Origin of the sequence: Micromonospora sp. NPDC005291, from assembly GCF_040607415.1 — a bacterium.
Lineage (GTDB): Bacteria > Actinomycetota > Actinomycetes > Mycobacteriales > Micromonosporaceae > Micromonospora.
The window spans coordinates 126952-138635 of sequence record NZ_JBEXGR010000012.1; the positions used below are offsets into that span (position 1 = coordinate 126952).

An 11684-nucleotide genomic window follows, 5' to 3' on the forward strand; every position below is an offset into this window, starting at 1 on the left:
GTTCGACCGGCCGTACGCCGGACTCGCCACCCCCGCAGGAGGGTCAGTCCTTGGCGGCGTCCGCGTCCTCGCTGATCGGCTCGCTCGGCAGCTCCGCGCGGGTGACCACCCGCGCGATGGCCGGGCGGGCGTAGCGGGTCTGCACGCCCGGAGCGACCTCGATCAGGACGGTGTCGTCCTCGATGCCGGTGACCGTGCCGTAGAGCCCGCCGATGGTCACGACCTCGTCGCCGGGGCCGAGGTTCGACTGCATCGACTCCGCCTCGCGGCGGCGCTTCTGCTGGGGCCGGATCATCATGAAGTACATGACACCGAAGAGCAGGGCGATCATCAGGATCGGCGTGAAACTGCCGGCCCCGCCACCCGCTGCTGCTAATTGCACGGTTACTGACCTTCCCATTGGCCACCGGCCCGGCACCTGAGGTGCCGGAGCGGAGGCGGATTCTCACGTCCTGTAGAGACCGCGGCGAAGTCTAAACCCTGCACCTGAGAACGCCGAATGCGGCACAGATCACGTTCACATCACGGCTGATCGGTATCCAAGGAGAACAGATCGGGCACAGGCGGACTATCCGTGCCAAATGTACCATTCGGTGGTGTGCGCCCCAGATGCCGCCAGGCGGCCTCGGTAGCCACCCGACCGCGAGGCGTACGGGCCAACAGACCAGCGCGGACCAGGAACGGCTCGCAGACCTCCTCGACCGTGTCCGGCTGCTCCCCCACCGCCACCGCAAGGGTGGACAGACCGACCGGACCGCCGCGGAACGAATCGACCAGTGCGGTCAGCACCGCCCGGTCCAACCGGTCCAGGCCGAGCGCGTCCACGTCGTACACGATCAACGCGGCACGGGCGGTTGCGAGATCGACCACGCCGTCGGCCCGCACCTCCGCGTAGTCGCGGACCCGGCGCAACAGCCGGTTGGCGATTCGCGGGGTGCCCCGGGAACGGCCGGCGATCTCGGTCGCGCCCTCGGCGGTGATCGGCACGCCGAGGATCCGCGCCGAGCGGTGCAGCAGCGTCTCCAGATCCGCCGGGGCGTAGAAGTCGAGGTGCGCCACGAAGCCGAACCGATCCCGCATCGGCCCGGTCAACAGGCCCGAGCGCGTCGTCGCGCCGACCAACGTGAACGGCTCGACGTCCAACGGGATCGCGGTCGCGCCCGGCCCCTTGCCGACCACCACGTCGACCCGGAAGTCCTCCATCGCGCTGTAGAGCAGCTCCTCGGCCGGCCGCGCGATGCGGTGGATCTCGTCGATGAAGAGGACGTCGCCCTCGGCGAGACTCGTCAGGATCGCCGCCAGATCACCGGAACGCTCGATCGCCGGGCCGCTGGTCACCCGGATGCCCGCGCCCAGCTCGGCGGCGACGATATTCGCCAGACTCGTCTTGCCGAGCCCGGGCGGGCCGGAGAGCAGGATGTGATCCGGTGGCGACCCCCGCCGCATCGCGCCCTGCAACAACAGGTCGAGCTGGTCGCGCACCCGGTCCTGGGCGATGAACTCGGCCAGCCGCTTCGGCCGTACCGTGGCCTCCGCGTCCAGGTCGGCGTCGCTGACGTACGCCGAGACAAGCCCCTCGGTCTCACTCACCGCACGGCCCGCGCGCTCATCGGGTCCGGCCCAGCAGGCGGATGGCCTGCTTGAGCAGGACCGGCACCGGCGGGGTCTCGCCCTCGATGGTCTCCGCCACGGCGGCCACCGCCTGATCGGCCTGACCGGCCGTCCAGCCCAGCCCGACCAGTGCCTGCCGGACCTGGTCGGGCCAACTGCCCCGGGTCACCCCGCCCACGCCGTCGGCGCCGATCGACACCGGGCCGATCCGGTCGCGCAGCTCCAACACCAGGCGTTCGGCGCCCTTCTTGCCGATCCCGGGAACCCGCGTCAGCGCGGCCGTGTCGGCGTTGGCGATCGCCTTGCGTACCGCGTCCGGGGTGTGCACGGCCAACACCGCCTGGGCCAGCCGCGGGCCAACCCCGCTGGCGGTCTGGAGCAGCTCGAACAGCGACTTGGCGTCGTCGTCGGCGAAGCCGTAGAGGGTCAGCGAATCTTCCCGCACGATCAGGCTGGTGGCGAGCCGGGCGACCTGCCCGACCCGCAGCTCCGCGAGCGTCCCGGGGGCGCAGTGCACGGCGAGGCCGACACCGCCAACCTCGATCACGGCCTGGTCCGGGCCCGTCGCGGTCACCGTGCCGCGCACGCTGGCGATCATCGTGCTCCTCCTCGTCGTGCCCGGTCGGCCGCCGCGGCCAGCTTGGAGCGCGTCCCGCCCCGCCACACATGGCAGATGGCCAGGGCGAGCGCGTCGGCGGCGTCGGCCGGCTTCGGTGGCTCGGCCAGCCGCAGCAACCGGGTCACCATGGCGGTCATCTGCGCCTTGTCGGCCTGACCGGAGCCGGTCACCGCCGCCTTCACCTCGCTCGGGGTGTACGTCTGCACCGGCAACCCGGCACGCGCCCCCGCCAGCACGGCGATGCCACTGGCCTGCGCGGTGCCCATCACCGTACGGACGTTGTGCTGGCTGAACACCCGCTCGACGGCGACGCTCTCCGGCTGGTGCTTGTCGACCAGCTCGGTCAGCGACCGGTCCAGGTGCAACAGGCGCAGCGACAGGTCGTCGGCCGGGTCGGTGTAGACCACGTAGTAGGCGACCAGAGTGCAGGGCCGACCGGGCACACCCTCGACCACGCCCACCCCACACCGGGTCAGCCCCGGGTCAACCCCCAGCACCCGCACGCCGCCCCCTCCCCAGCCGTCAGCAGTACGTGTGTTCGACACCCTAACTGTCGGCCTTCCCACGGGCCCCACGGGACACGCCCTCGCATTCGTTGCGGCGTCCGTGCGTGCGGCCGCCCCGTCCATGCCTGGCCCTAAGGCCGGGACCCTGTCCGAAATTGCCAGAGCTCGCGGCGCGCGTCGCACGAACGCTTGTCGATCATGGAGTTGTGGTGGGAGGCAGAGCGCGCAAATCGTCGGTATTCGGGCACCACAATTCCATGATCGGCGGGGGCGCCGGGGCCGCGGGCAGGCGGGCCGAGGGGGCTGCGAGGGCGGGCGGGACGGGGGTGCCGGGGGTGCCACACAGCTTTGCCCCGGAGTATGTGTCGCTGGCCCATGTGCCGGGGAGCACACAGCTCGTAACTTCTTGCGCCATGACGGCAGAACCCGTGGCGGTCCCCCACGTCGTACAGGTCGACCTCGCCGGTCGGACCGCCCTGGTCACCGGGGGCGGCAGCGGCATCGGGCGGGCCTGCGCCCTGCGGCTGGGCGCGGCCGGCGCCAAGGTGCTCGTAGTGGACCGCAACCTGGAGGCGGCCAAGGCCGTAGCCGCTGAGGCCGGAGGCCGGGCCGAGGGCGTCGACCTGTCCGACGCCGCGGCCGTGGACCGCCTCGACGTGGACGTGGACATCGTGGTGAACAACGCCGGGCTCCAGCACGTCGCGCCGGTGCAGGACTTCCCCGTCGAGCGCTTCGAGTACATCCAGCGGGTGATGGTGGAGGCGCCGTTCCTGCTGATCCGTCGGGCGTTGCCGCACATGTACGCCCGGGGGTGGGGGCGGATCGTCAACATCTCCTCGGTGCACGGGTTGCGTGCCTCGCCGTACAAGGCGGCCTACGTCTCGGCCAAGCACGCCCTGGAAGGGCTGTCGAAGGTGGTCGCCCTGGAGGGCGCCCCGCACGGGGTGACCGCCAACTGCATCAACCCGGCGTACGTGCGCACCGCCCTGGTGGAGAGCCAGATCGCCGACCAGGCGGCCAGTCACGGCATAGAAGAGGCCGAGGTGATCGAGAAGATCATGCTGGCCCGGGCCGCGATCAAGCGACTGATCGAACCGGAGGAGGTCGCTGAACTGATGGCGTACCTCTGCTCGCCGCCGGCGGCGTTCATCACCGGGGCGTCGATCGCCCTCGACGGGGGCTGGACGGCCAACTAGTGGGCCTGAGCACAATGTCGACCATGTCATCGCCGGTGGAATTCCTGGAACTGCTCGCCCGTGAGGCCGCGGCGGTCGAGTTCGAGGGACCGCTGGTGGCCGCGCGTGCCGCCGGGCTGCCGCCCGACCGGTTGGCCGAGCTGGAGCAGGCCAAGACGGTGGCGTTGCGGGTACGCGCGCTGCTGGAGCGTCGGCGCCGCCGCGAGACCGAGCTGTCCGGCCTGTACGACACGGTCAGCGACCTGGCCGGGCTGCGCGACCTGGACGACGTGCTGCGGGCGATCGTGCACCGGGCCCGCAACCTGCTCGGCGCCGACGTGGCCTACATGACGCTCAACGACGACGAGCACGGCGACACCTACATGCGGGTGACCGACGGGTCGGTATCGGCCCGTTTTCAGCGGTTGCGACTGCCGATGGGCGCGGGCCTCGGGGGCCTGGTGGCTCAGTCCGGAGCCCCGTACGTCACCGCCAACTACGGCGAGGACGCACGCTTCCACCACACCGGTGAGATCGACGCCGGGGTCGGGGAGGAGGGCCTCGTGGCGATCCTCGGGGTGCCGTTGCGGCTCGGTTCCACCTCGATCGGTGTGCTCTACGCGGCCAATCGTTCGGCCCGGCCGTTCGTCCGCGAGGAGGTGGCGCTGCTGGTCTCGCTCGCCGCGCACGCCGCGGTGGCGATCGACACCGCCCGGCTGCTGACCGAGACCCGCTCGGCGCTGGCCGAGCTGTCGGCGGCGAACACCACCATCCGGGCGCACAGCAGCTCGGTGGAGCGGGCCGCGGCGGCGCACGACCGAATGACCGCACTCGTGCTGCGCGGCGGCGGTGTGGAGGACGTGGCGGCCGCGGTGACCGAGGTGCTGGACGGTGCGCTGCTGGCGCTGGACGCCGAGGGCCGGCTGCTGGCCCGGGTCGGCGAGATCAACGAGCCGGACCGGGCGGACATCGTCGAGGCGGTGGCCGCGTCCCGGACCGAGGGGCGCAGCGTCCGACGCGGCCCACTCTGGTACGCGGCGGTGGTGGCTGGCGCGGAGAACCTGGGTGCCCTGGTCCTGCGCCCGGACGACGAGCTCGTCGACGCCGACCAGCGGATCCTGGAACGCGCCGCGCTGGTGACCGCGCTGCTGTTGCTGTTCCGTCGGACGGTGGCCGAGGCGGAGGGGCGGGTCCGCGGTGAGCTGCTGGACGACCTGATCGCCCGCCCGCTGCGCGACACCGACGCGCTGCGCAGCCGGGCCCGACGACTCGGGGTGGACCTGGACGCGCCACACGTGCTGGTGGCGGTGGGCGACGACGCGATCGCCGCGACCGGCTCGGCCCGGCAGCGGGTGCTCTCCTGGGCCACCACGTACGCCTCGGCGCGTGGCGGGCTGGCCGCGGCGCGCGACGGCCGGGTGGTGCTGATGCTGCCGGGGCTGGACGCGGGTGGCAGTGCCCGTGCGGTGGCCCGGGACCTGTCCCGGGTGACCGCCCGACCGGTGACCGCCGGGGCGAGTGGCCCGTCGAACGGGCCGGCGGGGCTGGCGGGGACGTTCCACGAGGCGGATCGCTGCCTGACCGCGCTGGGCGCGCTGGGCCGTGCCGGTCAGGGGGCGAGCACCGCTGAGCTGGGCTTCGTCGGGCTGCTGCTGGGCACGGTCGGTGACCGGGGTGAGAAGGACGTGACCCAGTTCCTCAGCGCCACGGTCGGGCCGGTGGTCGACTACGACGCCCGGCGGGGCACGGCTCTGGTGAAGACGCTGGAGGCGTACTTCGGGGTGGGTGGCAGCCTGGCCCGGGCCGCCGAGCAGCTGCACGTGCACGTCAACACGGTTACTCAGCGGTTGGAACGGGTCGGGCAGCTGCTCGGCACCGACTGGCAGCGGCCCGAGCGGGCGCTGGAGGTGCAGCTAGCGCTGCGCCTGAACCGCCTCCGAGCCCCCGCCAGCTGACGCGCCGATCTAGGGCAGATCATCGCTGGTTGATCTCCAACAGCAGCGATATCCCCTAGATCGGCGGGGCGGGGCGGGGGCGGGCGGGGCGCGGGCGGGGCGAGCGGGGCGGGCGCGGGGGCGGGGCGGGGCGCGGGCGGGTCAGCGGGCCTGGAGGCCCGCCAGCACGGTGTCGACGACCTGCTCGGGCAGGGTCTGGTCGTCCAGGTCCGGGTTCCATTGCAGCACCCGCTGGATCAGCATCGGCCCGGTGAGGAGAGCCATCGTCACCTCCACGTCGATGTCGGGCCGGAGTGTTCCCTCGTCGATTCCGCGGCGTAGCACCTCGCGCATCAGCTGCCGGCGCGGGGCGATGATGTTCTGGTAGAGCTGGAAGTGGTCGGGGCTGCGGTTCACCTCGGGCACCAGGCAGGGCATGATCTTCGCCGCGCGCGGGTCGACATTTTTCCCGATCGCGCCGACCAGCAGGATCAGATCGTCCCGGACGGTATGCCCCTCGGGCTGCGGCAGGATGCCCTTGAGCCGGCGCAGCGCGTCCAGCAGCAGCGCGTCCTTGCCGGCCCAGCGGCGGTAGATGGTGGCCTTGCCGACCCCGGCGCGAGCGGCGATCGCCTCGATCGAGAGCGCCTCGGTGGTGCTGCCCTCGGCGAGCAGGTCGAGGGTGGCCTCGATGATCGCCTCATCGGCGCGGATACTCCGCGGTCGCCCGGGCGACCGCGGAGCATCGGCAGTGGACATCATGTCGGACATTGTCCCCGAACCTAGGCCGTCCCGGCCAACTCGGGTTCGGCGGCCGGCGCCGCCGGTACGGCGGGCGTTACCTCCCGGCCCGGCATCCAGCGCAGCACCACCAGGATCCCGAGCGCGGCGACCACGGCGGAGAGCCCCGCCGCCCAGTGCATGGCGGTGACGAAGGCGTCGTTGGCCGCCGAGATCAGCGCCGGCGCCGCCGGGCCGAGTTGCCCGGCCGCCGCGTACGCCCCGGAGATCGACTCGTTGGCCGTGTCGCGGGCCTGCGCGGGCAGACCGGTCAGCGCGCCGTCCATGTCGGCCCGGTAGACCGCGGAGAGCACCGAGCCGAGGACCGCCACGCCGAGCGCGCCGGCCACCTGGCGGACGGTGTTGCTCACCGCGGAGCCCACGCCGGCCTTCTCCCGAGGCAACGCCGACATGATCGACTCGGTTGCCGGCGGCATGATGTTGGCCATTCCGACGCCCTGGAAGAAGAAGACGACCAGCACGATCCAGATCGGGGTGGACGCGTCGATGAAGGCGAACGCGGCCAGTGCCAGCACGGTCAGCGCCAGCCCGACGGTGGCGACCGCCCTGCCGCCGTAGCGGCGGACCATCGCGGCGCTGCGCGGCGCGAAGATCAGCTGGGCGCCGGCGAAGGGCAGGAAGAGCAGGCCGGTCTGTAGCGGGCTGTAGTCGCGCACCAGTTGCAGGTAGAACGAGCTGAAGAACATCACGCCCATCGCGGCGAAGAACACCAGGCCGACGATGGCCACGGGTGCGGCGAATCGGGGCAGCGTGAACAGCCGGACGTCCAGCGACGGGTGGTCGCTGCGCCGTTCGTGCTGCACGAACCAGGCCAGCACCGCCAGGCCGACGAGGATCGAACCCCAGGCCACCGGTCGGCCGAAGCCGTGCTCGCCGCCGTCGATGATGCCGTAGGAGAGGGCGACCAGGCCGACCACGGAGAGCAGGACGCCGGGCACGTCGACGCGGCCCGGACGCGGGTCGCGCGACTCGGGGACCAGCAGGGCGACCAGCACCACGCCGGCGGCGACCACCGGCACGTTGATCAGGAAGACCGAGCCCCACCAGAAGTGCTCCAGCAGCGCACCGCCGAGGATTGGGCCGATCGCCACGGCGAGGCCGACCGCGCCGGCCCAGACGCCGATCGCCCGGCCGCGTTCACGCGGGTCGAAGACGTTGGAGATGATCGACAGCGTCACCGGCATGATGGCCGCGCCGCCGACCCCCATCAGGGCGCGGGCCGCGATCAGCTGGGCCGGGCTCTGGGCGTACGCGGAGAGCAGCGACGCCAGCCCGAACAGCACGAGACCGATCATCAGGAAGCGCTTGCGGCCGGCGCGGTCGCCGAGCACCCCGAAGGTGAACAGCAGCCCGGCGAAGACCAGCGTGTAGGAGTTGATGGACCACTCCAGCTCGCCCTGGCTGGCGCCGAGGCCGTGCACCGGGTCGGCCAGGGTGCGCAGGGCGACGTTGAGAATCGTGTTGTCGAGGACGACCACGAGGAGGCTGATCACCAGCACTCCCAGGATCGCCCACCTCCTCGGGTGGCCCGTGTTGTTGTGCAGTTCCATGTCTGGCTTACCCCCCACGCTTTTCCCCCGCGACGTAATACGATACGGGGCAGACTCGTAACGTGAGTCAGCGTACGGCCCGCATTAACGATACGGCACCGATCCGTATCGTATGTGGTGGGCGTCACGTCCCGAAGACGCGGCCAGACAGGCGGCGACAGCGGCCGGCAGCGTGCCCAGGTGGTTCACCGGCGCGGTGAGCGGCTCGATCCAGCCCGGCCCCGCGCCGTACACCCGCAGTAGCGGGAAGTCCCGGGCGAAGCGCACCAGGCGGTACGCGCGGCCCGTGACCGGCGTCTGCGACCACAGCACGACGGTGCGTGGGCGGGCTCGGTTCACCGCGCTGGCCAGCGCGCGCCAGGGCAGCGCGGGGCCGAGATGCAGACAGCCGCGCCCCTGCTCGCGCAGCGCGGCGGCGAGCGCGTTCAGGCCGAGGCAGTGCGCCTCCTTCTCGGCGCCGGCCAGCAGCAACCCGCCGGTGGGCAGTGACCGGCCGGGCTCCCGGCGGTACACGTCCAAAGCGACCCGGACACCCTCGCAGAGGGCACGCTCGACGGCGACCTCGGTCGCGCCACATTCCGGCAGCTGGGCCAGCAACGGTTTGCAGACCTGTTCCCAGAGCGCCGGCACGCCCCAGGTGTCGGCCAACTCCAGGACCAGCGTGGCGACACCGTTGCCGTTCAGGTCCCCGGCAGCCAGTGAAACCTGCTTGTACGCGCTCTCCACGGCCTGCTGCGGCATCAGATCAGTCAGCACCAGACGTACCCCCGGGTTAGGCGTTCTCCACCCGGGGGTTCGCTGAAACGACGCGCGGTGGATGCGCCGTCGCGGGATTTACCGGCGACGGGCCGTCCGCCGGTGAGCCAGCTCGGTAGAGCGGCGCCGGCAGGCTCAGCGAGCGGGCCCCGATGTCAGCGAGTGGTCCGCAGTTGGCGCATCGAGTCGTTGAGCTGCCGCTTCATCCAGCGAGCGGCGGGCCGTTCGACGAACCGGTGGATCAGCCAGGCGGCGATGAGCAGGCCGGCGATCAGCGTAGTGATCAGCAACCACGGCGACAGGTGGTCCTGGAGCCGGTCGATGACGGCGAGCCCGACCGTCTGGTGAATGAGGTATAGCGGGTAGGTCATGGCACCGGCCGTCGCGACCCAGCCCCACTTCACCCAGGAGAAGAAGTTGAGAGCGACCGCCGCCATCACCACGACGAAGGCCGTCACGATGACGGCCGTCGGCGCGAAGGCGACGTCGCGGGCCTGGGCCAGGCTGGGCAGCCGGGTGATCGCGATCAGCCAGGAGAGACCGACGATCGACCACAGCAGCAGGTTCGGGCCGAAGCGGTAGATGAGGTAGAGGGCGATGCCCGCGATGAAGTAGCTGGAGTAGCCGGCCGCCACGACGGCGCTGAACCACGGGCTGCCGAACTTGGGCACGACCAGCGAGGCGACGGTCCAGATGGCGCAGAAGGCGACCACACCGCGGTAGGTCAGGCCGCGCGCCACGAGGATGGCGAAAAGGAGGTAGAAGACCATCTCGACGGTGAGCGTCCAGTACGACAGGTCGAGGTGCCGGATGCCGAGGAACTCCTGCATCATCGTCAGGTTGCCCACCACTTCGCGGAGCTTGAGGTCGACACCCCTCGGCACGGCCACGAGCACGGCGGCGGTCACCAGGACGGCGAACCAGTAGGCGGGGTAGAGCCGGACGACGCGGGAGACGAAGAAGTCACCGACGGAGCGTCCCCAGGCGCTCATGCAGATGACGAAGCCGCTGATGATGAAGAAGAGCTGCACGCCGAGGAAGCCGTACTGGGAGACGGAGTGCAGCAGCCCGAAATGGGACGCGGCGGAGGGCTGCCAAACACCGATCTTGTCACCGACGAGGTGGTACGCGACGACCATGAGCGCAGCGCCAAGGCGCAGTCCGTCGAGGACCAGCAGGCGCGGCGGCCGCCCGCCCGCCGCCCGCTCGACGGCCGGCGCCTCCACGCCGGCCTGCCGGGGCAGGTCCGCGTGTTGGCCGGCCTGCATCGGCTCGGTGGTCTGCGCTGCGATCGCGTGCTCGTCCATCGCCTGCGTCATCGACGTCTCCTGGTGTTCGCGGCGGTTCCGAGCCGCTGTCGCCGTAGGGAATTGATCACGGGTTTGCGGTGCCGACGGCCGGCAGGACCGTCCGTTCCGCACGGGACCGCCAGTACAGCCACAACGCGGCGAGCACGAAGAGCACCAGCGTCGTCGACACGTAGGGATCAACCGCGAACCGCTGGGCCAGCCCGTCAAACCGGTTAGCCTGCCAAATCAGGCCGCGCGGGCTGAGTCCGCCATAATAGGGGCCCGGCCACATGAGAAACGGCACGATCGCGGCTACCGCGACGACGCCGGCGATCAGACGTGCCGTGCCGCGTGAGCGACGCGCTACGTCGATCAACACCACCGCCATCGGGCCGATCCAGAGCCAGTAGTGCGACCAACTGACGGGCGAGATGAGCAGCATGGTGAAGCCGACGACGAGCATCGCCATCGCTTCCTCGCCGTGCCGCTGGAGCGCGGTGGCCAGGGCGAGGCCGCCGACCAGTACGACGGCGACGGAGAGCATCCACCAGATGGTGTTCTGCTGGTCGGTCCCGAGCAGTCGGGCGGTGAAGCCCTGCAAGGACTGGTTGCCCCCGTAACGCGGGCCGGAGGACATCAGCACCCGGTGCGAGTCGAACGCCCGCCCGGTCAGCCAGTAGTCGTACGAGCCGCCCGGCTGGATGATGGCGCCCAGCAGCGTGAGCCCGACGAAGGTGCCGGTCGCGACGATGGCGGCCCGGATTCGCCGGGTGAGCAGCAGGTAGACCACGAAGAGTCCGGGCAGCAGCTTGGTCGCGGTCGCGACGCCGATGCCGACGCCCTTGAACCGGCTCCGGCCGGGCAGGGCGAGGTCCGCCACGACCAGCAGCATCACGAAGATGTTGATCTGGCCGAGGTCGAGGTTGCGCTGCAGCGGCTCGGTCCAGATCAGCACCGCGCCGACGGCGGCGACGAGACCGAGCCGGCCCCGGGTGCCCTCGTAGCCGAGCATCTTGGTGGTGAACCACAGGGCGAGGAGCATTGCCGCGATACCCACGATGTTCATGACGGTGAGCGCGGTCCGCGGGTCGAGCAGCGTCAGCGGCGTCAGGAACGGCAGGGTGATCGGCGGATAGGTGTACGGAAGGGCCAGCGTGGTGTACCCGAGCTGGTAGACGGGCTGCCCATCGAGGAACGCGTGGGCGGCCCCGAGGTACATGTTGAAGTCCGTCCCGCGGAACGGCCGGTCGCGCACGAACGCGCCGTACGCCGCGAGCGAGATGACCAGCAGGGCCAGACCCGGGACGAGGAGCCAGTTCGGCAGGGGGGTCCGCGGGCGCGCGGCGTGATCGGCCGGTACGTCGGTGGTGAGCCGGCGGATGCGCTGTATGAGCATAGTGGGCTGGATCCTAGTCGGGTCGCCGCCCCCGTGGGTACCGGCCC

11 protein-coding genes are annotated in these 11684 nt (G+C 71.3%); 2 read left to right on the top strand and 9 right to left on the bottom strand.

The annotated features are described in order from the left end of the window. Positions 1-43: 43 nt before the first annotated feature. The 4 genes from yajC to ruvC form a co-directional block, all read right to left on the bottom strand. Positions 44-382 carry a preprotein translocase subunit YajC gene (yajC, locus tag ABZT18_RS18110; protein ID WP_354993712.1) on the bottom strand — a complete coding sequence of 113 codons (339 nt, stop codon included), beginning with the start codon at positions 380-382 and terminating at the stop codon, positions 44-46. A gap of 140 nt (positions 383-522) precedes the next feature. Beyond that, entirely contained in the window at positions 523-1590 is a 1068-nt protein-coding gene (ruvB, locus tag ABZT18_RS18115; protein ID WP_354993713.1) for a Holliday junction branch migration DNA helicase RuvB, read from the bottom strand. Between the two features lie 16 nt (positions 1591-1606). Then, positions 1607-2209, bottom strand: a complete 603-nt coding sequence (ruvA, locus tag ABZT18_RS18120) for a Holliday junction branch migration protein RuvA (protein ID WP_354993714.1) — start codon at positions 2207-2209, stop codon at positions 1607-1609. Beyond that, entirely contained in the window at positions 2206-2733 is a 528-nt protein-coding gene (gene ruvC, locus ABZT18_RS18125; RefSeq protein ID WP_354993715.1) for a crossover junction endodeoxyribonuclease RuvC, read from the bottom strand. Before ruvC ends, ruvA begins: the two co-directional genes overlap by 4 nt. 416 nt (positions 2734-3149) lie before the next feature. On the opposite strand from ruvC, the gene ABZT18_RS18130 reads away from it, so the two are divergent. Together ABZT18_RS18130 and ABZT18_RS18135 are read left to right on the top strand one after the other, a co-directional pair. Further along, positions 3150-3932: a 3-hydroxybutyrate dehydrogenase gene (locus ABZT18_RS18130; protein WP_354993716.1), complete on the top strand. Its 783-nt coding sequence runs from the start codon at positions 3150-3152 to the stop codon at positions 3930-3932. Positions 3933-3946: 14 nt separating this feature from the next. After that, a complete protein-coding gene (locus ABZT18_RS18135; RefSeq protein ID WP_354993717.1) occupies positions 3947-5866 on the top strand; it encodes a helix-turn-helix domain-containing protein in 1920 nt (639 codons plus the stop codon). A gap of 141 nt (positions 5867-6007) precedes the next feature. Here ABZT18_RS18135 and ABZT18_RS18140 read toward each other — a convergent pair whose 3' ends face one another. The 5 genes from ABZT18_RS18140 to ABZT18_RS18160 form a co-directional block, all read right to left on the bottom strand. Then, entirely contained in the window at positions 6008-6616 is a 609-nt protein-coding gene (locus tag ABZT18_RS18140; protein ID WP_354993718.1) for a TetR/AcrR family transcriptional regulator, read from the bottom strand. Between the two features lie 11 nt (positions 6617-6627). Continuing rightward, positions 6628-8196, bottom strand: coding sequence for an MFS transporter (locus tag ABZT18_RS18145; RefSeq protein WP_354993719.1), 1569 nt, complete (start codon positions 8194-8196; stop codon positions 6628-6630). 84 nt (positions 8197-8280) lie between these two features. Beyond that, positions 8281-8952: a transcriptional regulator gene (locus ABZT18_RS18150; RefSeq protein WP_354993720.1), complete on the bottom strand. Its 672-nt coding sequence runs from the start codon at positions 8950-8952 to the stop codon at positions 8281-8283. Positions 8953-9107: 155 nt separating this feature from the next. Beyond that, positions 9108-10271 carry an acyltransferase gene (locus tag ABZT18_RS18155; protein WP_354993721.1) on the bottom strand — a complete coding sequence of 388 codons (1164 nt, stop codon included), beginning with the start codon at positions 10269-10271 and terminating at the stop codon, positions 9108-9110. Between the two features lie 55 nt (positions 10272-10326). Further along, positions 10327-11637, bottom strand: coding sequence for a glycosyltransferase 87 family protein (locus ABZT18_RS18160; protein ID WP_354993722.1), 1311 nt, complete (start codon positions 11635-11637; stop codon positions 10327-10329). Positions 11638-11684 lie beyond the last annotated feature (47 nt).